General features: G+C 70.9%; 24 protein-coding genes, 3 tRNA genes and 1 other RNA gene. 17 read left to right on the top strand and 11 right to left on the bottom strand.

The window, feature by feature from the left end; genetic code table 11:
* Window positions 1–107: 107 nt before the first annotated feature.
* Window positions 108–2045 carry an O-antigen ligase family protein gene (locus ACEY2A_RS09875; RefSeq protein ID WP_374928422.1) on the top strand — a complete coding sequence of 646 codons (1938 nt, stop codon included), beginning with the start codon at window positions 108–110 and terminating at the stop codon, window positions 2043–2045.
* Between the two features lie 8 nt (window positions 2046–2053).
* Here ACEY2A_RS09875 and def read toward each other — a convergent pair whose 3' ends face one another.
* The 4 genes from def to upp form a co-directional block, all read right to left on the bottom strand.
* Window positions 2054–2632 (bottom strand): peptide deformylase, encoded by a 579-nt coding sequence (gene def / locus ACEY2A_RS09880; protein ID WP_374928423.1) that lies wholly within the window; start codon window positions 2630–2632, stop codon window positions 2054–2056.
* Window positions 2633–2705: 73 nt separating this feature from the next.
* Window positions 2706–3491 carry a PH domain-containing protein gene (locus ACEY2A_RS09885; RefSeq protein WP_374928424.1) on the bottom strand — a complete coding sequence of 262 codons (786 nt, stop codon included), beginning with the start codon at window positions 3489–3491 and terminating at the stop codon, window positions 2706–2708.
* On the bottom strand, window positions 3481–3657 hold the full coding sequence (locus ACEY2A_RS09890; RefSeq protein ID WP_374928425.1) for a hypothetical protein: 177 nt from the start codon (window positions 3655–3657) through the stop codon (window positions 3481–3483). Before ACEY2A_RS09890 ends, ACEY2A_RS09885 begins: the two co-directional genes overlap by 11 nt.
* A 120-nt stretch (window positions 3658–3777) precedes the next feature.
* Window positions 3778–4416, bottom strand: a complete 639-nt coding sequence (gene upp, locus ACEY2A_RS09895) for a uracil phosphoribosyltransferase (protein WP_374928426.1) — start codon at window positions 4414–4416, stop codon at window positions 3778–3780.
* Window positions 4417–4433: 17 nt separating this feature from the next.
* On the opposite strand from upp, the gene ACEY2A_RS09900 reads away from it, so the two are divergent.
* Together ACEY2A_RS09900 and ACEY2A_RS09905 are read left to right on the top strand one after the other, a co-directional pair.
* Complete coding sequence (locus ACEY2A_RS09900) at window positions 4434–4913, top strand: nucleoside deaminase (RefSeq protein WP_374928427.1); 480 nt, start codon at window positions 4434–4436, stop codon at window positions 4911–4913.
* A 13-nt stretch (window positions 4914–4926) separates the two neighbouring features.
* Window positions 4927–5016: transfer RNA gene (locus ACEY2A_RS09905), tRNA-Ser, on the top strand.
* Window positions 5017–5075: 59 nt separating this feature from the next.
* On the opposite strand, the gene ACEY2A_RS09910 is transcribed toward ACEY2A_RS09905, so the two are convergent.
* Complete coding sequence (locus ACEY2A_RS09910) at window positions 5076–5531, bottom strand: SRPBCC family protein (RefSeq protein ID WP_374928428.1); 456 nt, start codon at window positions 5529–5531, stop codon at window positions 5076–5078.
* 45 nt (window positions 5532–5576) lie between these two features.
* Entirely contained in the window at window positions 5577–6116 is a 540-nt protein-coding gene (locus ACEY2A_RS09915) for a hypothetical protein (RefSeq protein WP_374928429.1), read from the bottom strand.
* Between the two features lie 116 nt (window positions 6117–6232).
* On the opposite strand from ACEY2A_RS09915, the gene ACEY2A_RS09920 reads away from it, so the two are divergent.
* On the top strand, window positions 6233–7843 hold the full coding sequence (locus ACEY2A_RS09920) for a helicase HerA-like domain-containing protein (RefSeq protein ID WP_374928430.1): 1611 nt from the start codon (window positions 6233–6235) through the stop codon (window positions 7841–7843).
* 7 nt (window positions 7844–7850) lie between these two features.
* Here ACEY2A_RS09920 and ACEY2A_RS09925 read toward each other — a convergent pair whose 3' ends face one another.
* The gene (locus ACEY2A_RS09925; RefSeq protein ID WP_374928431.1) at window positions 7851–8645 is read right to left on the bottom strand and encodes a LytR C-terminal domain-containing protein; all 795 of its coding nucleotides are present in this window, start codon (window positions 8643–8645) and stop codon (window positions 7851–7853) included.
* A 130-nt stretch (window positions 8646–8775) separates the two neighbouring features.
* Window positions 8776–8861, bottom strand: a tRNA-Ser gene (locus ACEY2A_RS09930).
* A gap of 84 nt (window positions 8862–8945) precedes the next feature.
* Between ACEY2A_RS09930 and ffs the strand changes: the two genes are divergently transcribed.
* The 6 genes from ffs (at window position 8946) to ACEY2A_RS09960 (ending at window position 14326) form a co-directional block, all read left to right on the top strand.
* Window positions 8946–9042, top strand: an RNA gene (ffs, locus tag ACEY2A_RS09935) — signal recognition particle sRNA small type.
* 77 nt (window positions 9043–9119) lie between these two features.
* Window positions 9120–11633, top strand: a complete 2514-nt coding sequence (locus tag ACEY2A_RS09940; RefSeq protein ID WP_374928432.1) for a DNA polymerase III subunit gamma and tau — start codon at window positions 9120–9122, stop codon at window positions 11631–11633.
* Window positions 11634–11643: 10 nt separating this feature from the next.
* Window positions 11644–12258 (top strand): recombination mediator RecR, encoded by a 615-nt coding sequence (recR, locus tag ACEY2A_RS09945; RefSeq protein ID WP_374928433.1) that lies wholly within the window; start codon window positions 11644–11646, stop codon window positions 12256–12258.
* Window positions 12255–12719: a hypothetical protein gene (locus ACEY2A_RS09950; protein WP_374928434.1), complete on the top strand. Its 465-nt coding sequence runs from the start codon at window positions 12255–12257 to the stop codon at window positions 12717–12719. Before recR ends, ACEY2A_RS09950 begins: the two co-directional genes overlap by 4 nt.
* A gap of 34 nt (window positions 12720–12753) precedes the next feature.
* A tRNA-Pro gene (locus ACEY2A_RS09955) sits at window positions 12754–12830 on the top strand.
* 245 nt (window positions 12831–13075) lie between these two features.
* On the top strand, window positions 13076–14326 hold the full coding sequence (locus ACEY2A_RS09960; protein ID WP_374928435.1) for an IS256 family transposase: 1251 nt from the start codon (window positions 13076–13078) through the stop codon (window positions 14324–14326).
* Between the two features lie 412 nt (window positions 14327–14738).
* On the opposite strand, the gene ACEY2A_RS09965 is transcribed toward ACEY2A_RS09960, so the two are convergent.
* Entirely contained in the window at window positions 14739–15287 is a 549-nt protein-coding gene (locus ACEY2A_RS09965) for a hypothetical protein (protein ID WP_088818231.1), read from the bottom strand.
* A gap of 154 nt (window positions 15288–15441) precedes the next feature.
* On the opposite strand from ACEY2A_RS09965, the gene ACEY2A_RS09970 reads away from it, so the two are divergent.
* Window positions 15442–15711, top strand: a complete 270-nt coding sequence (locus ACEY2A_RS09970; protein ID WP_374929994.1) for a helix-turn-helix domain-containing protein — start codon at window positions 15442–15444, stop codon at window positions 15709–15711.
* On the opposite strand, the gene ACEY2A_RS09975 is transcribed toward ACEY2A_RS09970, so the two are convergent.
* Together ACEY2A_RS09975 and ACEY2A_RS09980 are read right to left on the bottom strand one after the other, a co-directional pair.
* Window positions 15625–16221, bottom strand: coding sequence for a GNAT family N-acetyltransferase (locus ACEY2A_RS09975; protein WP_374928436.1), 597 nt, complete (start codon window positions 16219–16221; stop codon window positions 15625–15627). The two genes, ACEY2A_RS09970 and ACEY2A_RS09975, sit on opposite strands and share 87 nt — an antisense overlap.
* A gap of 65 nt (window positions 16222–16286) precedes the next feature.
* Window positions 16287–17039, bottom strand: coding sequence for a redoxin family protein (locus tag ACEY2A_RS09980; RefSeq protein ID WP_374928437.1), 753 nt, complete (start codon window positions 17037–17039; stop codon window positions 16287–16289).
* A gap of 1361 nt (window positions 17040–18400) precedes the next feature.
* On the opposite strand from ACEY2A_RS09980, the gene ACEY2A_RS09985 reads away from it, so the two are divergent.
* The 6 genes from ACEY2A_RS09985 to ACEY2A_RS10010 all read left to right on the top strand — a co-directional run bounded on the left by ACEY2A_RS09985 (window position 18401) and on the right by ACEY2A_RS10010 (window position 25339).
* On the top strand, window positions 18401–19315 hold the full coding sequence (locus ACEY2A_RS09985) for a cation diffusion facilitator family transporter (RefSeq protein ID WP_374928438.1): 915 nt from the start codon (window positions 18401–18403) through the stop codon (window positions 19313–19315).
* Window positions 19308–20894: an apolipoprotein N-acyltransferase gene (gene lnt / locus ACEY2A_RS09990; protein ID WP_374928439.1), complete on the top strand. Its 1587-nt coding sequence runs from the start codon at window positions 19308–19310 to the stop codon at window positions 20892–20894. Before ACEY2A_RS09985 ends, lnt begins: the two co-directional genes overlap by 8 nt.
* Window positions 20895–22666: 1772 nt before the next feature.
* Entirely contained in the window at window positions 22667–22795 is a 129-nt protein-coding gene (locus ACEY2A_RS09995; RefSeq protein ID WP_374928440.1) for a hypothetical protein, read from the top strand.
* Window positions 22796–23533: 738 nt separating this feature from the next.
* The gene (locus tag ACEY2A_RS10000) at window positions 23534–24163 is read left to right on the top strand and encodes a hypothetical protein (RefSeq protein ID WP_237699539.1); all 630 of its coding nucleotides are present in this window, start codon (window positions 23534–23536) and stop codon (window positions 24161–24163) included.
* Window positions 24115–24741, top strand: coding sequence for a DsbA family protein (locus ACEY2A_RS10005; protein WP_374928441.1), 627 nt, complete (start codon window positions 24115–24117; stop codon window positions 24739–24741). Before ACEY2A_RS10000 ends, ACEY2A_RS10005 begins: the two co-directional genes overlap by 49 nt.
* Window positions 24742–24787: 46 nt before the next feature.
* Window positions 24788–25339 carry a vitamin K epoxide reductase family protein gene (locus ACEY2A_RS10010; RefSeq protein ID WP_015780466.1) on the top strand — a complete coding sequence of 184 codons (552 nt, stop codon included), beginning with the start codon at window positions 24788–24790 and terminating at the stop codon, window positions 25337–25339.
* Window positions 25340–25373: the final 34 nt, after the last annotated feature.

The raw sequence follows: 25373 nt of genomic DNA on the forward strand, positions 1-25373 counted from the left end.
GCGCCGCCGGGTGGGTGTGTCGGTCCCGTCACAGAAGGCCCTTCTGGTGCGGGACCCCGCTCCGCGCGTGAGTAGCCTCGGGAGCACCACGAGACCCAGGGGGACCCATGGACGCACCGGCCCGCCACCGAGTGGCCACCGTGCTGCGCGCGGTGGGGGTCGTGGTGCTCCTGGCCGTGCTGCCCTTGGTCTCCACGCCGGAGACGTTGGACGTGCGCGAGCCCATCCGCCGGGTGACGATCGCGGCCGTGCTGCTCTGCGCGGCCGGCACCTGGTGGGCCGGTCGTCGCGGCCCGCAGCTGCCGCGCGCGGTGTGGTGGGCGATGGGGGTGGTGGCCCTGGCCGCCGTGGCCTCCACCTGGGCCTCGGCCAACTCGTGGCTGTCGGTGGTGGGCCGCTCTCCGCGGGACGAGGGCCTGCTCATGATCGGGGCCTACCTCGCCATGCTGCCCGCTGGTGCGGTGCTCTTCGCCACCGCCGCGGGGCGCAGGCTGGCGGTGTGGACGGCCACCCTCTCCGGCTGGGTGCTGGTCTGGATGGGTGTGCGAGACGTGCTCAGTGGACAGACCCACCGGGTGACCACCGCCCTGGGGAACGCCTCCACCGTGGGCATCTGGGGCCTGCTGCTCGCCGCGTGGCTGGGCTGGGTGGCCTGGCGCGAGCGTTCCTGGGTGGCGCTGGCCGGGGCGCTCGCCGGGGGAGCACTGCTGGTGCTGGGTGCCTCCCGTGGAGCGCTGTCGGGGGTGTTCGTGGCGGCGGTGCTCTCGATGGTGCTGGTGGCCCGCACCGAGGGCGCGCGCCGCGTGCTGCTGCCCGCAGCGGTGATGGTGGCCGGCGTGGTGGTGGTGCTGGCCCTGCCCATGACCCGTGACCGGATCTTCCTCGAGGAGGCCGGGGCCGGCACCAACATCACGGTGCGTCTGATGATGTGGCGCCACACGCTTGCCCTGGTCCGCCAGGAGCCGCTGCTGGGCCTGGGGCCCTCGCGCTGGGTGGGGGAGACCTCGGCCGGTTACGGGCCCGCCTGGCAGGCCGAGGCCAACCCCGGGGTGCGCCTCGATGGGGTGCACAACGTGGTGCTGCAGGTCACCGCCGCCCTGGGCGTGCTCGGGCTGCTGGCGGTGACGGGGCTCGCCGTGGTGGTGGGGTGGTCGCTGTGGCAGGTCGCGATGGGGCGGGCGGGCCGGGCGTTCCGCGGTGCCGGTCCGGCGGGCCGGAAGCGGGTCGCGCAGGGTCGCGATGCCGTGGCCTCCTGGCCGTCGGCCGCCCTGGCGCTGGGGGTGGGCACGGCCGTGGCCCTGATGTTCGCCTACACCGAGCCGGTGTTCGTGGTGCCCGGTGCCGCGGTGGTGGGCGGCGGGCTGGCCCTCGCCCACGGTGCCACCGACCGTGGGAGGGACGCTCACCGCATCGCCACCGGAGGGGTGCGCGAGCTGCTCCCCGGCGCCCTGACGCTGGCGGCCCTGGCCGCCCTGGTGGCCACCACAATGGTCTGGGACGGCTACCGCGATGCGCGGCAGGCGGTGTCGGGTGGCCCGGCGACGGCCGGCGCGCGCCTGCACCAGGCCGAGCGGACCGCGCCCTGGGACCCGAACATCCCGGTGCGTGCCGCGGGGGCCATGACCACCCTCGCCGCGGGGAAGGGCGACTGGCACCACAGCTGGGGCAACGAGCACGCACCCCAGGACGCGGTGCTCACCCGGGCGTGCCCCCGCATCGCCCCCGATCAGCAGTGCCTGGCCTGGCAGGCGCGGGCGGCGGTGCAGGCCGGTGACCCCGCCCGCGGTGGGCTGCTCGCACAGCAGGCGGTGTCGATGGGCCCCGACGACCACCTCTCACGCACGGTGCAGCAGGAGGTGCTGCTGGCCCAGGGGCGCCCCACGGACGCCGTGGCGGCGGCACGGGGCCACGTGGAGCGGAACCCGGGCCTGTACACCGCCTGGCGGATGCTGGCGCGCGCCCAGAGGGCCAGCGGCGACCTGGCCTCCGCGCAGGTCAGTCAGGCCCGTGCGGACCAGCTGCAGTGGGAGCTGCTGGAGCGCTGAGCGCTCACTCAGACCTTCTCGGCCTTCTGCGTGGCCGGGTCCCACTTCAGGATGCGCTCGTCCTCCCAGCCGCGCTCCTTGACGGCCTCACGGGCGCGGCGCTTGTCCTCCGGGGAGAGCCGTTCCACGTACAGGTGACCGTCGAGGTGGTCGGTCTCGTGCTGGAGGCAGCGGCCCAGCAGACCGGTCCCCTCCACGCTGATCTCGTTGCCCTCCAGGTCCGTGCCGGTCACCCGGGCCCAGTCCGACCGTGCGGTGGGGAAGCTCTCCCCGGGCACCGAGAGGCAGCCCTCGTGGTCGGACTCCGGGTCGGCCGACAGCGGGGAGACATGCTCCTTCTCGAGCACGGGGTTGATCACCACGCCACGGGCGTCGGGACCGGCCTCGGGGTCGTGGGTGCAGTCGTAGACGAAGATCCGCCAGCGCACGCCCACCTGGTTGGCCGCCAGGCCCACACCCTCTGCCGCCTCCATGGTGTCGAACATGTCGTCCACCAGGGTGCGGATCTCGTCGGTCACCTCACGCACCTTCTTGGTGGGCTGGTGCAGCGCCTTGTGTCCGATGATGGTGATCGGGCGGACGGCCATGGTTCTCCCTCGGGGCGTGGTCCGGCGGGCGCCGGTGCGTGTGTCGGTGGTGCGGTGTGGTCCGGCGCAGAGTCTAGGAGGCCCCGTCACGCTCCCTGCGCCGCTGCTGGGCCCGCCGGCGCTTCAGGGCCGTGCGGGGGTTCTCCTCGTGGTCGAAGTCCTCGTCGTCGTACGGGTCGTGGCCGGCCCCGCCACGACCGCCGTGCCGCTTGTCGTCCACCAGGCGCACCGGCTCCACGTTGTCGTCGGCCCCCTCGGGCAGGAACACCCCATCGGTGTCGAAGAGGGAGTCCGGCTCGTCGGCCTCGTGGGCGGCCTCCAGGTCCTCGTCCGGGTCGGTGGGAGGGGCACTGGTGGGCCCGCGGAAGATCTCGGCGACCATGGCCCGGTAGTGGGTGTCCGGGTTGGGCACGAAGTCGATCTTGCTGAGGGCCTGGGTCTGTCCGGCGGACTCCATGGTGAACGTCCCGTAGCCCAGCAGCCGCCCCAGCAGGGAGCGGCCGTAGTTCATGTCCGTCACCTTGGACAGCGGCATCATGGCCACCCGGCGCACGATCACGCCGTAGGTGAGCAGCAGGCGCCGGTCGGTGCCCACGAACCACGTGCGACGCCACTCCCAGAGCAGGAACAGGGTGCGGGCGAGGACGGCGAACCAGAGCCACCAGAGGATGTCGGCCACGGCGACGAACTCCGCCGGGATGGTGGCCCCCACCCAGATCACCAGGGCCAGGCCCAGCAGCGCGCTGGCGATCGGTTCGACGATCGTCACCCAGTGGTAGCGGACCGCGATGACCACACGCTCACCCGCCACCAGGTAGCGGGCGACGAGGTCGAGGTTGATCTGTGGCTCAGCGTCCATCCAGGATGCTGTCGTAGAACCCGCCGAGGCTGCGGAACGCCTGCACGATGATGTCGCCGATGGCACGGAAGATGTCGCCGGTGCGGTCGGGGCTGGTGAAGATCGCGTAGATGATGAAGAAGATCAGCAGGTACCACAGGAGCTTCTTGAACCGTTCCCAAGCCATGGTGGTGCCTCTTCAGTCGTCGTGCGTGTGGATGCGTGCGGGGGGTGGTGCGCACGAGCCACGGCGGGTGCGCACACGGGGTGCCTCACCGCATCGTGCCAGATCTCGGGGGACGGTCGGTCAGACCACGCCGTAGAGACGGTCGCCCGCGTCACCCAGCCCCGGGACGATGAATCCGTTCTCGTCGAGCTTCTCGTCGATGGCGCCGGTCACCAGGGTGATCGGGATGTCCAGGTCGGCCAGCTCGTTCTCCATGCGCTCGATGCCCTCGGGGGCCGCGATGAGGACGATGGCGGTGATGTCGTCGGCGCCGAGGTCCACCAGGTAGCGGATGGCGTCCACGAGTGTGCCGCCGGTGGCCAGCATCGGGTCGATGACGTAGCACTGGCGTCGGTCGAGGTCGTCGGGCAGGCGGTTGGCGTAGGTGTGCGCCTCGAGGGTCTCCTCGTTGCGCACCATGCCCAGGAAGCCCACCTCCACGGTGGGCATCAGCCGCACCATGCCCTCCAGCATGCCCAGACCGGCACGGAGGATGGGCACCACCAACGGCTTGGGGGTGGACAGCTCGGTGCCGCGCGTGGTGGACACCGGGGTGGTGACCTCGCACTCGCTGGTGCGGATGTCGCGCGTGGCCTCGTACGCCAGCAGGGTCACGAGCTCGTCGGCGAGCCGCCGGAAGGTGGGCGAGTCGGTGGTCTCGTCCCGCAGACGGGTGAGCTTGTGGGCGATGAGCGGGTGGTCGGCGACGTGAACGCGCATGGGGGAAACTTACTGCAATGACCAGCGTGACCAACCCTGACCGAGCCACCCAGGAGGCCTGGATCGGTCATGCCCTGGCGGCGGGCGAGCAGGCGCTCGCCCTGGGGGACGTGCCGGTGGGGGCGGTCGTCATCGGTCCGGACGGGGACGTCATCGGGCGCGGGTGGAACCTCCGGGAGGCCACGGGCGATCCGCTCGCCCACGCCGAGGTGGTGGCGATGCGGGAGGCCGCCGCCGCACGTGGCGGCTGGCGTCTGGAGGACTGCGCCCTGGCCGTCACCCTGGAGCCCTGCCTGATGTGTGCCGGGGCCCTGGGGCAGGCCCGCATCCCGCTGGTGGTCTTCGGTGCGTGGGACGCCAAGGCCGGTGCGTGCGGTTCGGTGTGGGACGTCTTGCGCGACTCCCTGGCCCTGCACCGGGCCGAGGTCCGCGGAGGTGTCCGGGAGGAGGACTGCCGGCGAACGCTGGGTGATTTCTTCGTGACGCGGCGCGTCTAGTACCCTTCCGGGCGGTGACGTGTCCGAGCGGCCGAAGGAGCTCGCCTCGAAAGCGAGTAATGGTTTACGCCATTCGTGGGTTCAAATCCCACCGTCACCGCCAGACACACGCACGAGGGCGGCCCCACTCCGGGGCCGCCCTCGTCGCACGTCCGGGGGTGTTCAGCCCTCCAGTGAGGCCTTGATGTCCAGCAGGTCCGCGCGGCACTGCTTGGCCATCAGCCGGGCCATCGGGCGCATGAGCACCGACATCACGCGCGCCGAGCGGGTGAGGGCCTCGGCGGAGAAGTCAAAGGTCAGCCGCGTGGCCTCACCGTGGGCCGTGCCGACAGGGGCCACGGAGTAGCCACTGGTGTAGTGCGCCCCGTCGCTCTCGGCCTCCACCACGTAGTGGCTGTCCTCGACCAGCTCGGTGACCCACATCTCCTCGACGGCCTCGTGTCCCATCATCGTGCGGGTCTCGCGCCACCGGGTGCCCACCTCCATGCGGGCGGGCCCCTCCAGCAGCTCGATGTGGGTGATGTCGCCGATGGTCTGCGTAGCGCGGTCGAGGTCGCGCACCCGCTCGAAGACCTCGTGAGCCGGGGCGTGGACGGTGACGGACTCGCGGATCCTCATGGGGTGCTCCTCTGGTGGCGGACGGTGCGGGGGTGGGTGGGGGTCTCAGCCGGTGCAGGCCTCGGTGGCGGGGCCCACCGTCATCGAGGACTCGATGGCGTTGCCCTCCTCACCCAGGGCGATGGTGGCCACGAACCCGTCGCGGGCGTCGTCCACCACCTCGGCCTTCGGGAACCAGGTGGACAGGGCGTCGGCGGCGGGCGTGCTGTCCTCGCCGGTGAGGATGCGGGTCTTCCCGCCCTCCGCCGCCTGCGCCGACGTGGTGCCGATGACGATGGCGCCCCGGTTGCGCAGCTGTTCGCTGATGCGGCTCACGGCAGTGTCACCGGCACCCGCATCGGCCACGTACACGCGCGGTGCGTCCAGCTCGGTCTGGCAGTTGGCCGCGGTGGTCTCCGGCTCGGGCCACAGGCCGAGCACCAGGGAGAGGCCGTACAGCCCGGCGACGGCCAGGGCGCCCACGATGCCCCAGAAGGCGATGTCTCCCCAGGTGCGCTCCCTGCGCGGTGCCTTCCGCTCCCCGGGGGCAGGGCGCACCCACCCCGTGCTGGGGTCGTAGGGGTCCCTGTACTCGGCATCGTGCACGGGGCAACTCTGACAGATCCCCCGGTGCAGGTGGCCGGAAGGTGCCCCTGCGTGCTTGTACTGTCCCCCCAGGGTGCCGGTCCGCCAGGGGCCGACGACCAGGACGAGGAGACACCGTGAGCACAGACGCCGCCAACGCCGCCGGGCCCTCCGACCTGCTGGAGCAGGTCCGGGCCGGGTACGCCTTCGAGGGGGCGTCGCTGGTCCTCGGGGCCGCGGTCGAGGGCCAGACGGTGCACCGCGACCTGCCGGTGGGCCTGCCCCTGGCCTCGCTGAACCGTCACGGCCTGGTCGCCGGCGCCACGGGCACCGGCAAGACCAAGACCCTCCAGGTGATGGCCGAGCAGCTGTCCGCGGCGGGCGTGCCGGTCTTCCTGGCCGACATCAAGGGGGACCTCTCGGGCCTGGCCCTCCCCGGGGAGGAGGGGGAGAAGATCGCCGAGCGTGCCGCATCGGTCGGGCAGCAGTGGGAGGCCACCGCATCGCCGGTGGAGTTCCTGCGCCTGGGTGACAAGGGCACCGGTGTTCCCGTGCGCGCCACCGTCACCTCCTTCGGCCCCACCCTGCTGAGCAAGGTGCTGGGGCTCACGGAGATCCAGGAGTCCAGCCTCGGCCTGGTCTTCCACTACGCCGACAGCCACGGACTGCCGCTGGTGGACCTGGGCGACCTGCGCGCCGTCATCCAGTACCTGGTGTCCGCGGAGGGCAAGGCCGACCTGGAGGGCCTGGGGGCGCTCTCGAAGGCGACGGCCGGTGTCATCCTGCGCGAGCTCGTGACCTTCGGTGCCTCGGCGGACTCGTTCTTCGGGGAGCCGGAGTTCGACACCTCCGACCTGTTGCGCACCACCGACGACGGTCGCGGCGTGATCTCCTGCCTGGAGCTGCCCAGCGTGCAGTCCGACCCGCAGCTGTTCTCCACCTTCCTCATGTGGCTGCTGGCCGACCTGTTCAGCGACCTGCCCGAGGTGGGCGACCCCGAGAAGCCGGAGCTGGTCTTCTTCCTCGACGAGGCCCACCTGCTGTTCAAGGACGCCAGCAAGGCCTTCCGTGAGTCGATCGAGAACACGGTGCGCCTCATCCGGTCCAAGGGGGTGGGGGTGTTCTTCGTGACGCAGACGCCCACCGACCTCCCCGATGCGGTGCTGGCCCAGCTGGGCAACCGGGTGCAGCACGCCCTGCGGGCATTCACGCCGAACGACCAGAAGGCGCTGCGCCAGGCGGCCCGCACCTACCCGCACACCGCGTACGACCTCGAGGAGCTGCTCACCACGCTGGGCACCGGTGAGGCCGTGGTGACTGTGCTGGGTGAGGACGGGGCGCCGACGCCGGTGGCCCACACCCGCCTGCGGGCGCCGCAGTCCCTCATGGCCCCGTGCGGCGAGGAGCGGATGGCCCAGGTGATCGGTGCCTCGGAGCTGCAGCCCCGGTACGCCGGGCGGCTGGACCCCGAGTCGGCCTACGAGAAGCTCATGGCCACCATGGAGGCCTCGGCCGGGCCGGACGGCGCGGGCCAGGGGTCCGATGCGGGGGGCTCCGGGCAGGGTGCGCCGCCGGCGGACCGCTCGGACGACGACGTGCGGCAGACGCGTCGCGTGGAGGAGGCCGACCAGGGGGTGCTGGGCCAGATCCTCGGCAACCGGGCCGTGAAGTCGGCGATGAGGTCAGCCGGCACCGCCGTGGGGCGCGAGCTGGTGCGGAGCGTCTTCGGCACCCGCCGGCGTCGCTGAGCGTCCCTCACTCGCAGCCGATCCGGTCGCCCTCCTCCACCTCGGGCACGCCCTCGGGCTCGGTGTACTCCGGGGTGGGACCCTCGAACTCGGCACCCAGCACGAGGTCGACGGTCCGGTCGGTGCGCCCGTCGTCGGTCATCACCGCATCGGGCACCTGCGCGGCGACGGTGCGCGCCATCGGCTCGCTCGCGGCGCCGTGGCGGATGACCGCCGTGCGGTCGGGGTACCACTTCTTCTCGGGGTCGTTGCCCACCTTGTCCACGCTGAAGCCGCGCCCCCGCATCGCGTCCGCGGTGTCGCCGGCCAGACCCACGGCCGACGTCGTGTTGTAGACGTTCATCTGCACGTCGGACGGTTGGGCGGCCGGCTGGCGGGCGAGCTGCTCGAACTGCTCGCCGAGGATCACGTCCACGGAGGGGTCGCGGCGCGAGTCGCGCAGCAGCTGGGCGCCGTCGACGTGGGCGGCGAGGGTGCGGGCCGCGGTGAGCCCCATCTCCCCGTAGCGCACGATGGCCGCGTTGCCCGGGGCGTCCTCGTTCTCGTTGCCGGTGGTCAGCACGGTGAAGCCACGGGCCTCCAGCTCCCGGGCGGCGGTGGCGGCCGCGCCGGCCCCCGCCCCGTTGTTGAGCACGCTCACCTGCACCTTCGCGCGGTCCACCTCCTGCAGCTCGGGCCAGTTCTCACAGTGGCCGGGCACCGGGTCCTGGGGGTAGGAGACCTCCGAGGTCAGGCTGCTGCAGCCGCCGAGCAGTGCGGTGGAGAGCAGTGCGGCGGTGGCGCAGACGAGGCGTGGGTGCACGGCATCCCTTCGACGGTGCGAGGCGGTGGAGTCCGAATGTCTCACACCGCGGCACCGGGGTGGTCGCGCCACGGGCCGGCAGAATGAGAGAGCGCCACCCCGCAGTGGCTGCGAGGTGGCGCTCATCCGGCGGAGGATGGGGGATTTGAACCCCCGAGGGTGATTAACCCAACACGATTTCCAATCGTGCGCACTAGGCCGCTATGCGAATCCTCCGCCGCGCAGGGTACACGCTCGGTGAAGGGGGAGTGAAATCCGGGTGGCCGTTGGGGTGCTGGCGGGGTGTCCCGTAGACTGTGCGCCGGCCTCCCACGCGGTGGTACCTCTCCGAACTCCCCCAGGGCAGGAATGCAGCAAGGGTAGGAGGGCTCTTCCAGGTGCGTGGGAGGTCCTTGCGTGTCCGGGGGCGGATGGTTGTGGGGGCTGGGGACGACGCCGGGGAGGTTGTCGCCGCTGGCGGCTAGGGTCGTGCCCGTGAGCACCGCCTTGTACCGCCGCTACCGACCGCAGAGCTTCTCCGAGGTCGTGGGGCAGGAGCACGTCACCGGCCCCCTGCAGCAGGCGCTGCGCACCGGGCGGGTGAACCACGCGTACCTGTTCTCCGGGCCGCGCGGCTGCGGAAAGACCACCAGCGCCCGCATCCTCGCGCGCTGCCTGAACTGCGAGCAGGGGCCCACGGACACCCCCTGTGGCGAGTGCGCCTCGTGCCAGGACCTGGCGACCGGCGGGGCGGGCTCGGTCGACGTCATCGAGATCGATGCGGCGAGCCACGGTGGTGTGGACGACGCCCGCGACCTGCGGGAGAAGGCGTCCTTCGGGCCGGCGCAGTCGCGCTACAAGGTCTACATCATCGACGAGGCGCACATGGTCACCTCGGCGGGTTTCAACGCGCTGCTGAAGATCGTGGAGGAGCCGCCGGAGCACGTCCTGTTCATCTTCGCCACCACGGAGCCGGAGAAGGTCATCGGCACCATCCGGTCGCGCACGCACCACTACCCCTTCCGACTGGTGCCCCCGGCGGTGCTGACGGACTACCTGGGCCAGGTGTGCGAGCGCGAGGGGATCGCGGTGGAGCCGGGGGTGCTCTCCTATGTCGTGCGGGCCGGGGGCGGGTCGGTGCGTGACTCGATGTCGGTGCTCGACCAGTTGATCGCCGGGTCCGACGAGTCCGGCATCACCCTGGCCGGCACCACGGCGCTGCTGGGGTTCACGGACTCCGAGCTGCTCGACGGGGTGGTGGATGCCTACGCCGCCGGCGACGGCGCATCGCTGTTCACCACGGTGGAGCGGGTGGTCGAGTCGGGGCAGGACCCGCGCCGGTTCGTGGAGGACCTCTCGGAGCGGATGCGGGACCTCATCCTGGTGAACGCCGTCCCCACCGGAACCGAGGCGGTGCTGCCGGGGGTGCCCTCCGACCAGCTCGACCGGTTGCGCGTGCAGGCGGGCGGACTGGGTCCGGCCGAGCTGTCGCGGGCCTCGGACGTGCTCTTCCACGGGTTGGCGGAGATGACCGGGGCCACCTCGCCGCGGCTGCAGCTGGAGATCATCATGGCGCGGCTGCTGCTGCCCCGTGCTGCTGGGGAGGGCGGTTTCGCGGCCCGGTTGGAGAAGGTGGAGCGGTGGATGGCCTTCCGCGGGGACAACGCGGGGGCGGGCGCCGGCGTGCCGGAGGCACCGCAGCAGGCCGTCCCGCAGCAGCAGGCCGCGCCCGCGGTGCCCGGGGCTCAGGCGTCTGAGCAGCCCGAGCCGTCGCAGCAGGCGGTGCCCGAGCCCTCGCGCCAGCCGTCGGAGCAGGCCCAGCAGCCTCAGCACTCCGCCCCGTCGCCCGAGCGTGAGGAAGGGCCTGGGAACGCGCCCGCTCCCGAGCGCGAGCCTGCCCCCGAGGAGCCGCCCGCGGACATGTGGGAGGCCGAGGAGGCGGAGGCCGCTGCCGGCCCCGACCCGGCCGGTGCCCAGCAGGCCGCCGATGTGCAGAAGTCGCCAGGTCAGCCGCAGCAGCCTCCGTCGGAGCCGACCGCGCCGGCTGCCCAGCCGCCGGCGCCGGAGCAGTCCGCGTCGCCGGGTGCCGCCCCGGTTCCGCTGGAGACGCTCCGGCACGAGTGGCCGACGGTGCTCGACAAGCTCAAGGACATCAGCCGCGTCACGTGGGCGCTGGTGTCTCAGTCCATGCAGGTGCAGGACCTGAGCGCCGAGGGGCTGACGCTCGCCACCGAGGTCGCGCCCATCGCCGAACGCTTCTCGCGGGGTGAGAACGCCGACCGTGTGGCCGCCGCCGTGCAGGAGGCCCTCGGCTTCCGTCCGCGCGTTCGCTGTGTGGTCGGCGGGCGCGGTGCGGGTGGTCAGGGTGGCGCCGGCGGGCCGCAGGGCGGGCCTGGCGGACCGGGCGGATCCGGTGGCGCCGGTGGTCCTCGGAGTGGCAACGGTGGCGCTGGTGGCGCTGCCGGTCCCGGGCCCCAGGGTGGCCCTGGCGGTCCAGGCGGCCCCGCTGACACCTCCGGCGGCCCGGGTGCGCCAAGCAGCGCCTCCGGTGGTCGGGGTTTCTCGGCTGCCCCCGGCGCCTCCGGTGGCGCGCCGGCCGCGGGTGGTCCTGGTGCGGTGGCGGGTCTGCCCTCGCAACCGGACCCGGTGGGCTCCCCGGCCTGGGGTCAGCGCACCGACGACGCACCGGACTGGGCAACCGGTGACCTCCCCGACGCGGCGTCAGGGGCCAACGCACCCGGCAACACGCCAGACACCCCCGCACCCGGTGCGTCCGGTGAGGGCGCACCCGGTGGCGCGGTGCCCGGTGGCGAGGCTCCGGCACCGGCTCCGGAGGGTGGGGCGGGAGCGGGCCCGGACGTGTCCGAGGCGACACCGGAGGAGGACGCTGCGGAGTTCACACCTGACCTGGACGACGAGACCGTGGAGTCCGTGGGCATGGTCGGCACGGCGGCCATCGAGAAGATCCTCGGTGGCACCGTGATCGAGGAGCACTCGGACCAGGCATAGGGTTCGCACTGTGTATGAAGGCGCGGTCCAGGACCTGATCGACGAGCTCAACCGCCTCCCGGGGGTGGGTCCCAAGAGCGCCCAGCGGATTGCCTTCCACGTGCTGGCGGCCGACGCCGAGGACGTGCAGCGCCTGGCCACCGCCCTGCAGGTGGTGAAGGAAAAGGTGCGCTTCTGTGCCACCTGCGGCAACGTCGCCGAGGCCGAGGAGTGCCGCATCTGTCAGGACCCGCAGCGCGACGGCACGGCCATCTGTGTGGTGGAGGAGCCCCGCGACGTGCAGGCGATCGAGCGCACCCGCGAGTTCCGGGGGAGGTACCACGTCCTGGGCGGGGCCATCAGCCCGCTGGACGGCATCGGGCCAGACGACCTGCGCATCGCCCAGCTCATGCAGCGGCTCGGGGACGGTGAGGTGACCGAGGTCATCATCGCCACCGACCCGAACATGGAGGGCGAGGCGACCGCCACGTACCTGTCGCGCATGCTGCAGGTGCTGGAGATCAAGGTGAGCCGATTGGCCTCCGGGCTGCCCGTCGGTGGCGACCTGGAGTACGCCGATGAGGTGACACTGGGCCGCGCGTTCGAGGGGCGCCGTGTGGTGGCGCGGCCGGGGAGCACCCCGTGAGCTCCACCCGTTTCGTGCTCCCCCCGCGGGACTCCGGCCCCCTGTCGCAGCGCTTCGCGCAGGCGCCGGGGCCCACCCTGGTCCGCTCGCGGTGGCGGAGCCTGTTGCGCTTCCTGGCGCTGGCTCTCTCACCGCTGCTGGTGCTGGCCGGGCTGGTGATCCTCATCATCAACGTGTTCGGGCCGATCGACGCCTACGAGGCGTGTGCGAGCCAGCGCGGGCAGTCCGTGGAGGCGGCGGATCCGGTGCACGTGGAGCGCAAGCTGATGCCGGTGACGCTGACCTGCACCTTCAGCGACGGCACGCAGGAGACCATGACCGACGCGACGGACACGGCGTGGCCCGTGGGGTTGATTGTCGGGGGCCTGGCGCTGACCGTGGTGGGCCTGTCCGTGCCGGTGCCCAGCAACCACGTGCGGCGGCTGGTGGAGGATTCGGAGCTGACCCCGCACGTCATGTAGCATGCCCGGGTTGCCCGATGAGGGTGACGACCTTCGGGGTGTGGCGCAGCTTGGTAGCGCGCCTCGTTCGGGACGAGGAGGTCGCAGGTTCAAATCCTGTCACCCCGACCACACGAAATCGGCTCTGGCCAGCGGAATCCGCGGCCGGGGCCGATTCGTTTTCGCCCGGTTTGCCATAACTGGGCCATAACTGGACCGGCTGCGGGCAGGAAAGACCCCCGCGAGGCGGCAACCTCCGGAGTTGAGTCCCGCATAGTGGTGTAGCGCGGTGGCCACGATGTGCCCGGACATGGGTGCGGTCACCGTGTGATCCTTCGAGTCAACCTTCCACAGAATCCTCGAACGGAGTCATCACGATGACCGCACCTCACATTGTGGACCCTGCCGGACTGCTGAGCGAAGCCCTGGCCGAAGCCTCGCCGGACCTGATGCGCCACTTGCTGCAGCAGACCATCAACGCCCTGCTGTCCGCAGACGCCGACGCTGTGGTCGGCGCCGAGTACGGCCGCCCCAGCACGACCCGTACCGCCCAGCGCAACGGGTACCGTCACCGCGACCTGGACACCCGCGTGGGCACGATCGACGTGGCCGTTCCCAAGCTCCGCACCGGGACCTACTTCCCCGAGTGGCTGTTGGAACGCCGCAAGCGGGCAGAAACCGCGCTGATCACCGTCGTGGCCGACTGCTATCTGGCCGGGGTGTCCACCCGCCGCATGGACAAGCTGGTCAAGACCCTCGGTATCGACGGCCTGTCGAAGTCCCAGGTCTCTCGGATGGCCGCCGAACTTGACGAGCACGTCGAGCAGTTCCGCCACCGACCCCTGGACACCACCGGGCCGTGGACCTTCATCGCGGCCGACGCCCTGACCATGAAGGTCCGTGAAGGCGGCAGGGTCATCAACACCGTCGCGTTGATCGCCACCGGGGTGAACAACGATGGCCACCGCGAAGTCCTGGGCCTGCGCGTAGCAACCGGAGAGACCGGGGCGGCATGGAACGAGTTCTTCGCCGACCTCGTCGCCCGCGGCCTGACCGGTGTGCAGCTCGTGACCTCTGACGCCCACACCGGTCTGGTCGAAGCGCTGCGGGCCAACCTGCCCGGCGCGACCTGGCAACGCTGCCGCACGCACTACGCAGCCAACCTCATGTCGGTCACTCCCAAGAGCATGTGGCCAGCAGTCAAGGCCATGCTGCACAGCGTGTACGACCAGCCCGACGCCCCCGCGGTGGACGCCCAGTTCGACCGGCTCCTGGACTACGTCCAGACCAAGCTTCCCGAGGTCCACGCCCACCTGGATGCCGCTCGGGCCGACATCCTCGCGTTCACCAATTTCCCGAAGGACGTGTGGTCCCAGATCTGGTCGAACAACCCCGCCGAACGCCTCAACAGAGAGATCCGCCGCCGCACCGACAGTGTCGGGATCTTCCCCACCCGCCAGGCCGTGGTCCGTCTCGTCGGGGCCGTCCTGGCCGAGCAAACCGACGAATGGGCCGAAGGCCGCCGCTACCTGGGCCTGGACCTCCTGGCCCGCTGCCGAATGCACCTCATCCCCGCCCCCCAGGAGGACACCACCACAACCACCGAGCTACCCGCCCTCACCGCCTGACAAACCACCCCACGACCCGAAGGACACCGCTACACCACTACCCGGGACTTGACCACCTCCGGGGGTCTGACGACAGCAGAGTTGAGGTGCTGGCGTGAGGCCCAGTCTAGCCGGTTCGGCTCCACCGTGTGAGGTGTTGAGCCCGGCCCATTCTGGCGATCTGTGCGTCCTTCACCCCGCCCCAGGGGGCCCTCTGCACGCTTGGGGGTGGTCCATCGACTGACCGCCCGTGCTCGACGCGGCGCTGGACAGGGCCTCAGCCGCGAGACCAACACGATCGACGCCCCCGGGAGATGACTCCAGGTGCCTGAACCGGCAGGCATCGCCCCTCGCAGACGCAGTGCACGGCGTGCGTGGGGTTGCGGCCAGCTCGCTCTCTTGCCGGGAGCGGGCTAGTCGGCGTGGGAACGGATCAACGTGAGTCGGCCTTTGGGGGGGATCCGCCACCAGTGTGTCCACCGTCAGGTGGTCCGTCGGCCTGGCCCCGTACCCACTGGCTCACGAGGCCGCGCTGATACGACTTGAGGAACTCGGTCTCAGGATCAGGCGGGCTCACTCCCGGGCACTCCTGGAACTGATCGAGCCACTGCAGCAGCCTCCGGGTCTTGGCCCAACTCAGTGCGCGAGGCCCGCCCTCGGCGCCCCATCGCTTGAGGTCCTCGCGGAGGTCCACGTCCGCGTCTGTCCTCAGGTAGAGCTCTTCCCCGACCTCTCCGAGGATCTTGGCCTCTGGCACGCGCGGCGTGTACGGGGAGCTCTTCCGGTTGACCAGTGGCCCCTCCAGACGACGTCGGATCTTCCGCTGCAAGAAGGCGGCATCGATGGGGCGCTCGGGATCGTTGACCTGGCACGGCTCGCAGATCCAGTAGCGGGCGGGGTGGCCGCGTTGCGGGTAGATCGGATCGCCCTGGCTAATGCGCTCCCCGCACAGAGGGCAGTCGCTGGTGTACTTGGCAGTCATCGCACTCCAGCCGGAATCTGTGACCATAGCCCCATGATGCCCAACTAGTGGGGCAGACTTCCACGCACAACTGGCGTGGCATCTGCTCGTGCCCACTCGCCGCGAATACGCCGACCCCGACCAGCAACGTCGGTGGGAGGAGTCCCGGCGCCGCGTGGGGGCGAACGTTCGGCGTCTGCGGCTGGAGGCCGGGCTCACGCAGGAGGCGCTGGCACTGGAGAGTGGACTGAGCCGCAACCAGCTGATCGAGCTGGAGCACGGCCGACGGGGAGTCCTGTTCGAGCGACTGGAGGACCTGGCTGTGACCCTGAACGTGGAGCCGTCAGTTCTCTTGCAGTCACTCTCTGAGGAGTCTCCAGAAGTGGAAGCCGCGCCTGGTGCCGTGGACCAAAGGGGCATAGGCCCCGAAGACCTCGGGGGGTGACGGCGGGGGTGCTCCCTGGGGACCGGTCTGGTAGCCATGCCGGTGATACAGCCGCCGCCTCGTCGTGTCCGACCCTCCCTCGGAGAGTCCGTAGATGAAGCGGAATCCGTCCCGTTCCGCAGTGGCGGTGGCTACGGCCAGCAGTCCATCCCCGATGCCTCGTCCGCGGAGGGCTGGGTCGACGCAGAGCCTGGTGAGGGAGGTTCGCTGCAGCAGCGTCCTGGCGTCCATCCCGAGTGCGTACAGGTCCTTCAGATGCGGGTGAACGATGGCCGTACCGACGACTCGTGTTCCCTGTAGCGCCGCGATGACAACCGGAACTGCTCTGCGAACGTGGGAGGCGCCCTCCGCGCTGAGGATGGCCAGGTTGTTGTGCACGGTTGAGCCGCGGGGGTCGTACAGGTCCCCGGCTCGGTCGGTCATGCCCACTGACCTTAGGAGGTCAGTGGCTTCCAGACGCAGGTCGTCCTCCCGGTGGCCCAGGCGGCGGACGGTGAACTCGTCGCCCACTCGTCGGGTCTCGGTGTGACTTCGTCTGCTGAATGGCGGGGTTCTTCGGTCGCTTCGTGGCGGGGTCAGGTGACACCGATGAGTAGGGTGCTCTGTGCGGCTTCGATGACGTCGTTGGTGATGGTGTCGAGTTCGTTGATCTTCAGGACCCGCTGGATCTGGGGGAAGAGGCGTTCGAGGAGCCGGAAGTTGCCGCGGGTGATCCGTGAGATGGCTGCGATGGCTTGGGCGTCGGTGAAGTCGTCGGGGTCGAGGGTCTTGCCGAGGGATCGCCAGTGTCGCTCGAGGACGAACAGCAGTTCGTCTTGTCCCAGGGGCCGGTACTGGTGGGCGAAGCCGACTCGGCTGTAGAACTGGGGGTAGTGGCTGAACTGCTTCTCCAGGCCGGGCATGCCGATCAGGATCAGGGCGATGTCGTCGCGGTCGTAGCGATCGCGCAGCAGTTCCAGAGCGGCGGGACGCAGTCGTTCGGCCTGGTCGACGATGTCGTCGACCAGGCCGCGCAGCGTCGAGGCATCCACCTGGCCGCTGATGCGGGCTGCCACCCTGCCCTGCCCGTCCAGCACGATCGTCGACGGGGTCGCCACGGCCAGCCCGCCGAGCTGGGCACGGGTCCGCCCGCCGTCGTCCTGCAACGAGGGGTAGGAGATGCCGTGAGCCTGCTGGAACGCCAGAGCGCTCGGTACCGAGTCACGACTGTTGACGCCGATGAACCGTACCGGCTCCCCGGCCTCCCGTAGGTCGGAGGCGACCTGTTCCAGGGCGGGCGCCTCCTCGATGCACGGACCGCACCAGGAACCCCACACGTTGATGACCACGACCTGGCCCCGGTGATCGGCCGACGACCAGGTTCACCCTCCAACGTGGTGCCCTCCAGCGTTACGACAGTCTCGCGCTGGCCAGGCGTCAACGCCTCGATCGTACCGTCACCTGCGACGTACCCCTTCTGGTCGCCCTGGCGCATCTGGGCGTCGATGCTCGACCCCTCGTCGCTGCAACCAGCCAGAGCCAGTGCCGCCGCGGCAAGGAGGGTCAGCAGGGGCGCGCGCGTCACCGGACGGCCTCATCGGCGAGCACTGCGCGACATGTGCCCGACGGCGCGCCACTGGCATGAACGATGTCCCGGCCACGCGCGGCACCAGGGCGGGGAAGGCAGCGACTGCGAGAAGAATCATTGCGCCGTGGTCGCTTCTGCGCACGACCACCGATCAGCAACACCCCAGTCCGGGCGGTGGATGTCGGCTCGAGGGTTCCTCTCAGTCCGGCATGGCGTCGCCGGGCGGCGCCGCGCACACGGCAGCCACCGGCATGCCCGCCGTCGAGCCGTGTGCCGGTTGTCGGCGTGCTCGGAGTCGCAGGAGCTTCTGCCACCGAGCGCGCCCGAGCGGCGCCCATGCTCCTCATCGCCTCTCACCTCTCAGGCCCAGGGGTACTGATGCGTACGTCCGACGCTCCGCGCATCTCCCGGTGTCGATAAGGGTCACGGTTTCATCAAGGTTCCCGCTAGAAGCGCTAAGTGACGATCTTAGCCGCCGATACCGTAGCATCGGGATATCACGATGACACCAACCAACACGACTACGCCGCGAGGATGCCGCGCCGGCCGAAGATCTCGGCGTGGCCGCGGCGCCGCTCTGCGGCCCGTCGCACCTCTCACGGCCCGTGACCCTGCAGCCCGTCAGCGTGAGCGCGGGGTGCGCGACCTCATCCAGCTCCAGGGGTTGGCGAGGTCGACGGTGAGGGCGCACCTGGCGCGCCCGCGGGCTGGTGGTGTCCCGGCCGACGGGCCCGGCCTCGATCTGCGCGCTCACGTGCGCTCGAGCTTCCTGGACGTGCTGACCGTGCCCCCACGCCGGCCAGGAGACCAGAGGGTGACCCGCGAGGAGGCGACGGTAGGGTACGGGTGGGGGCCTGCCGCCCGTCGGTGCCGCGCCGCTCCGCCAGCCCCTGCGGGGAAGACCGACGCACGGCTGGCGAGTGCGCCTCGACCTCGTGGCGAAGGAAGCCACCGTACTGTGCGGGGGCCCCGAGCTGCTGTTGGGCGGAAAGGTGTCATGGTGGACTGCCAAGAATCCGGCTGGCGAACGACCCGAGCGTGCGTACCGGCCGCGACATCCTTGACACCTCGGCGATCACCGGCTCCCGAGGCGGACTCGGCTGGTATGCAAGGAGCTGACGTATGAGCGCAGGTCACGACCACGGGACCGTAACCACGCACCGGGGCCGGCTGGCGGTCGCGTTCGCGATCACCGCGACCATCCTGGTCGCCGAGGTGGTCGGAGCCGTGTGGACCGGCTCCCTGGCCCTGCTGGTGGACGCCGGGCACATGCTCACCGACGCTGCCGGGCTGGGCATGGCGCTGGTCGCCGCGTCGCTGGCGCTGCGGCCACCGACGCCCGAGCGGACCTGGGGGTTCCGCCGGGCCGAGGTCCTCGCCGCCGGCGCGCAGGCGGCCGTGCTCCTGGGTGTCGGGATCTACGCCTTCGTCGAGGGCGTCCGCCGCCTCTACGAGCCGCACGAGGTCAGCTCCACCGGCCTGCTCGTCTTCGGCATCGTCGGCCTGGTCGGCAACATCGCTTCCATGCTGGTCCTCAGCTCCGGACGCGGCGCGAACCTCAACATGCGCGCCGCGTTCCTGGAGGTCGTCAACGATGCCCTGGGGTCGGTGGCCGTCATCATCAGTGCGCTCGTCATCACCACCACCGGGTGGGTCCGCATCGACGCCATCGCCGGCATGCTCATCGCCGCGCTCATCGTGCCGCGGGCCGTCACGATCCTGCGGGAGGCCGGCCATATCCTGCTGGAGTCCACCCCCAAGGGGCTGGACCTGGCCGACGTCCGCGCACACGTGCTGGCGGTACCGCACGTGCAGGACGTGCACGACCTGCACGCCTCCACCATCGCCACCGGCCTGCCCGTCCTGTCCGCCCATGTCGTCCTGGACCAGGAGTGCTTCACCGACGGTCACGCCGCCGAGATGCTGGCCCGTCTGCAGGACTGCGTGGCCGACCACTTCGACGTCAGCATCGAGCACTCCACCTTCCAGCTCGAACCACCCGGCCACCCCGACCGCGAGCATGCCGCGCATGCATAGGCTGGCCCGTCCGGTCCGGACGGGTCTCGGCACGTTCCCGCTGGTGCTCGGTGCCCGGCTGGTGCTCGGGCTGATGGGCGGTGTCTGCCTGTGGCTGGCGTTCCCGGGGCATGACGTGTGGTGGCTGGCGGTCGTCGGTTGTGCCGGTCTGGCGCTGGCCACCGCTGGCGCGACGTGGTGGGCGGGTGCTCTGTCCGGTCTGCTGCTGGGGTTGGCGTGGTTCACGCCGATGTTCACCTGGGCCGGCACCTACGCCGGCGGGCCGGCGTGGCTCGCCATGAGCGTGGTCTCGGCCCTTTATCCGGCTGCTCTCGGTGCTCTGCTGGCACTGCTGCAGCGCGCCGGCAACATTCGCCCACTCCTCGGTGCGGCCGCGTGGGTGTTGATGGAGTGGGCACGATCGGTTACCCCGTTCGGTGGCTTCCCGTGGGCCCGGCTCGGTTTCAGCCAGGCCGACTCGCCGATGCTCGGCGCGGTCAGCCTCGTCGGCGTCCCCGGCCTAGGTCTCCTGATAGCTCTCATCGGGGGCCTTCTTGCTGTGGCCCTGCAGCGGTTCCTGGCGCCCGGCGGGAGGCAGGTTGGGCGCGCCGCCGCTGCTCTGGTGGGTGCTGTGGTCCTCGTGGCTGCTCCCCTTCTGGTGCCACGTCCGACGGCGGGGGAGAACGTGACCGTGGCTGCGGTCCAGGGAGATCTTCCCGAAGGCTTCTCCCGGACCCTGACGGCAGAACCGGGGGTAATCCTGGATCGGTACGCCGACGCCACGAAGGCTTTGGCGGGCAGGGTCGCCAACGGCGACACTGCGCCTCCGGACCTAGTTGTGTGGCCTGAGGGCGCTACCGACCGGGACCCCCTCGACCCACGTGTCCGGTCAGCGACCAGCGACCGGATCATGTCGGCGGCCGAGGCCGTCGGGGCACCGGTGGTGCTCGGCGGCCTCTCCCGACAGGGCGAGGTTGGTTCTGCCTCCAACATGGTGTTCAGCTACCTGCCCCGATACGGGCTGGACCAGACGTACCGCAAGGTCTACCTGGCGCCGTTCGGTGAGATTATGCCGCTGCGACCGTTCCTGAGGCATCTCAGCCCATGGGTCGACCGGATCGATGACCTCAGCGCCGGCGACCGCCCTGGGGTGATGTCGGTCCCGCTCGGCACGGGCCGGCCGGTCAACCTGGGACTGGCCATCTGCTTCGAGATCGTCGTCGACCGCGCCGTCCGCGACCTGGTCAAGGGTGGGGCACAGCTGCTCGTGGTCCCCACCAGCAACGCCTGGTTCGGCGATGGCGACCAGTCCGCGCAGCACCTGGCGATCTCCCGGGTCCGCGCCGTCGAGTACGGACGCTCCATCGCGCACGTCAGCAACGTCGGTGTGTCCGGCCTCATCACCCCAGACGGCGTCGTTCACGAACGCACAGTCCCGTACACGCAGGCCACCCTCGTCGGGCAGCTGCCGTTGCGCACGGAGCAGACGCTCACCGTCCGCACCGGCCCCTGGGTCGTCCCCGCCGCCGCGCTCGTCGTGGTCCTTGGCCTGCTGCGGATGGCTGTGGGCCATCAACAGGACCGGCTTCACCGGACCTAGCGCCGACTGCTCCGGTGGGATTCTCAAGTGAGTCCGCTTGCCTCCGTGAGAGTCCGCGCCCCTGCGTGGCCATCAGCCCCAACGACCGCCGGCACGGCAGGGTGGCGCCCTTCCAGGACGGTACGCGCCGACCAAGGGCACGGTGGCGGCGGCACCCGGAAGGCAGCGTGCCCAGACCGCACAGCTGTGCCACCGGAGGCCGCCGGACTGGGTCCCGTCCGACCGCCGGCACGGCAGGGTGGCGCCCTTCCAGGACGGTACGCGCCGACCAAGGGCACGGTGGCGGCGGCACCCGGAAGGCAGCGTGCCCAGACCGCACAGCTGTGCCACCGGAGGCCGCCGGACTGGGTCCCGTCCGAGGGCGGAAGTGCCACCCGCCGACACGCTGCACTCCAGCGGTGCACGGCGCGGGACGATGTCGCTTCCGCGCGGTGCGACCTCCAGCGCACGCCACTGACCGGCTGAAGGCGGGACGATCTGCGAGTCAGGCTCGCACGGCGGTGGACCGGCGGGGTCGCCTGCCGAACCAGCCCGCGTCCCAGGTCGACGCACCCTACCGGTGAACCGTTCGCCCCGATGCGACTCCGCGGGCAAAACTTGCGGTGGTATCGTCCGGTAAGGATGAGGAGGAGCTCCTCCTGGGGCCGGCCGACGCAGCGAAGGTCTCACGGCGGACGCTGCGCTTCCTCCGGGTGGTGCCCGCAGGAGAGCAGGCCACAGATGAATGAGAACGGGACGGAACTGGCGCTTCGGGCTTCCGCTGTCCGGACCACGGCGGGCAGGTGGTGACGCCGAAGGGGGATCGACCGGTCGGTCGGTCCTGGGCAGGATGCCTGACGATGCTTGTCATGGTGCTCGTGGCGGCGGCGTACCTCGCCCCGATCGTCATCCTCATGCTGGGCCCGTGACCAGGCCGTCCGGCAGCATGCGTGTCTGACCCCCGGTCAAAGTGGACGGTGCGGCCCTCTGTCTGCAGCAGCAGGGCCTCGGCTGCCTTACCGTCGTGCGGCGACTGCTGGACCGGCACCGCCATGAAGTCCGACCGCCCCCGGGACCGGTCATCCACGCCTGGCGGCGAGCACGGTGGCTTCCCAGCCTCTCGCCAGCATTCTCGGCGGCTGCTTACTCCGTCGAGCTGACGCACGTGGTCTGTCACCGCCTGGCCCTGCGTTTCTCCGACCTGCTGCCAGGCTCCCGCGCAAAACGTGTCGCGTATTCACCAGTCAACGACCGTGACCCGGCCCCGGAGGGACGGTCGCCGCGGGGGTGTCGGTCCAGGACTGCCATCAGCATGAGGAGGATGACCGTCAGATAGCCGATGCCGACTGCCATCATGCCAACGAGCTGCTGGTCAGCAAGCCGGTCCGAGACCCAGGGACCTCGATGGTCTGGTAGAAGTCCGGCGCCAGCAGGGAGCCCGTCTGCCTGAGCGCCAAGGCCAGGTGTCGCCTGCCATGAGCATGGGACCGCTCTGAGCGGTTTTCTGCCAGGTTCATGGGACCACCTGGGTTGCCAGTCATGGGACCACCCGGCGCGCCTGCCTGGTGGGGCCTCGGAGGGTTCGTTGGATCGCCTCGTCAGCGTCGTCGGCGTGGAGGTCCAGTGGGCATGGGATTCAGGGAGGTCAGTGTGATCGAGGTCAGAGAAGTGTTGCGCGGCTGGCTCGAGGGTGCGGGGTTGCGCACCGTCGCCGAGCGGGCCGGGGTCGACCGCAAGACCGCGCGCCGGTACGTGCAGGCCGCCCAGGAGGCGGGGCTGGAACGCTCGGCCGGGTGGGCCCGGCACGCCCGGGCGGGCACGGTGCTTCCTGGGAGGTGCTGCTCGCGCACGAGGAGCAGATCCGCTCCTGGGTGGCCAGGGACGGCAAGGACGCCAAGCCGCTGTCGATCGTCAAGATCTAGGAGCTCCTGGCCCGCCAGGGCGTCGTGGTGGCCTACCGGACGCTGCACCGGTTCGCCACCGAGCGGTGCGGCTACCGGGCCAGGGAGACCACGGTCCGCGTGGACGACGGCGAGCCGGGCGTGGAGCTGCAGGTCGACTTCGGCCACATGGGCTACCTGGTCGACCCGGCCGACGGGCGGCGCCGCAAGGTGCACGCGCTGATCTTCACCGCGGTGGTCTCCCGGCACATGTTCGTCTGGTTGACCTACTCACAGACGCTGACCGCGGTCATCGCGGGTTGTGAGGCCGCGTGGGGCCTTCTTCGGTGGCGTGTTCAAGGTCCTGGTCCCGGACAACCTCAAGCCGGTCGTGACCGACGCCGACGCGGTCAACCCGCGCCTGTCCACCGGCTGGCTGGACCACGCCCAGCACGCCGGGTTCGTCACCGACCCCGCGAGGGTCCGCTCGCCCAAGGACAAACCCAGGGTCGAGCGGGCGGTGCAGTTCGTGCGCGGCAACTTCTGGGCCGGGGAGCACTTCAGCGACCTGGTCGACGCGCAGGCCCGTGCCGAGCAGTGGTGCTCGGTGCGTGCCGGGATGCGGATCCACGGCACGATCCAGGCGCGTCCGGTGGAGGTGTTCACCCGGGTCGAGGCCCCGGTGCTGCTGCCGGTGCCGCAACCGTATGACCAGCCGGTCTTCACCCGGGTCAGGTCCACCGCGACTACCACGTCGAGGTCGCCAGGGCGCTGTACTCGGTGCCCGAGGCCCACCTGGGCCAGTACCTGGACGCTCGCGCCGACCGTGAGCTCGTCAAGCTCTACACCAGCGGGTCCGGCGGCGGGCGCCTGGTCAAGACCCACCCCCGCCAGGCACCCGGGCGGCGGTCCACGGACCGGGCGGACCTGCCCGAGCACAGGGCCGGGTATGCCCTACGGGACCTGACCGCGCTGATCGCCACCTGCGCCTCGCACGGCCCGAGCATCGGCATCCACGCCGAGCGGCTGCTGGACGAGCCGCTGCCCTGGACCCGGATGCGCGCGGTGTACCGGCTCCTGGGGCTGGTCCGCCGCTACGGGGCCGACCCGGTGGAGGCCGCGTGCTCACGCTCACTCGACCTGGACGTGGTCAGCGTGACCAAGATCGCCAACATGCTGCAGCGCGCCACCGAGCACGCCGCTCCGGTGCTGCCCGCCGCCGCCGGCTCGGCGGTGCTGGTCAGGTCCTTGTCAGGGTTACCGCCTAGGGTCCTTGGCTGGGTGCCGGAGGCACCCTCGGCCGTGCCCCTGGTCGGTGTCTGTTCGTGGGAGTGTCCGTGCGGAACGTGGTTGTCTCTGGAGTGTTGCTCGTCCTCTTCGCCGTGGTGGTGGGTGTCGCGGTCGTGGTGACCAAGCCGTCGACGGAGCCCGGTGGTGCGCAGGCTGCTGGTGCGAGCAGCTCGGTGGTGCGGCAGGACAGTCATGTCCTGGACGAAGCCGGTGAGGGGGCGCCGGTGCTCGTGGAGTTCCTGGACTTCGAGTGCGAGGCGTGCCTGGCGGCGTACCCGTTGGTGGAGCAGGTGCGAAAGGAGTACGCCGGGGAGTTGACGTTCGTGGTCCGCTACTTCCCGATCGATGGGCATGCCAACTCGATGAACGCTGCTGTCGCGGTCGAGGCGGCGGCCCAGCAGGGCAGGTTCGAGGACATGTACGAGCGGATGTACCAGACCCAGCCCGAGTGGGGCGAGCAGCAGGAGTCCAAGGCGCCGCTGTTCCGCCAGTTCGCCCAGGAGCTGGGGCTGGACATAGAGGCCTACGACGCCGCGGTCGCCGACCCGGCCACGCAGCAACGGGTGGAACAGGACCGCCAGGACGGGATGGCGCTGGGCGTGCAGGGCACCCCGACGTTCTTCCTGGACGGGGAGCCGATGCAGCTGACCTCTGCGGAGGACTTCCGCGCCCAGATCGATGCAGCCGTCAACGACTGAGCCGCACCCGGCCAGCGGGGCGTCGCCGCCGCCGGCTGGACCGTCCATGCCGGCGGTCGCGTGGGTGCTGCTGGTGTGCGGGTCGGTCGGCCTGTCGGCGGCGTTCGTGCTGCTGGTCGAGAAGTTCCGGCTGGTCGCTGACCCGGCCTACGTGCCCAGCTGCAGCATCAGCCCCCTGCTCAGCTGCGGTTCGGTGATGAGCACCGCGCAGGCGGAGGTGTTCGGGTTCCCCAACCCAGTCATGGGCGTGGCCGGGTTCGCCGCGCTCGTCACGGTCGCGGTGACCCTGCTGGCCGGTGCACGGCTGCCGTCCTGGTACTGGATCGGCCTGACGGTCGGCACAGGACTGGGGACGGTTTTCGTGCACTGGCTCATCTTCCAGAGCCTGTACCGCATCGGTGCGCTGTGCCCGTACTGCATGGTGGTCTGGGTGGTGACGGTGAGCGCGCTGGTCGCGGTCCTGGCCCGCTGGTCGCGCGCAGGAGCGCTGCCGCCCTGGGTCGGCGGCTACGCAAGCACGATCGTCGTGGCCTGGGTCCTGGTCATCGCCGCGCTGATCGCCATCCGCTTCTGGGACTACTGGGTCACCCTCTTGTAGGTTGGCCGGCTACCGAGGCAACGTGGGTGGCGAG

The sequence above is a fragment of the Kytococcus sedentarius genome, assembly GCF_041937525.1.
Taxonomy (GTDB): Bacteria; Actinomycetota; Actinomycetes; order Actinomycetales; family Dermatophilaceae; genus Kytococcus; species Kytococcus sedentarius_A.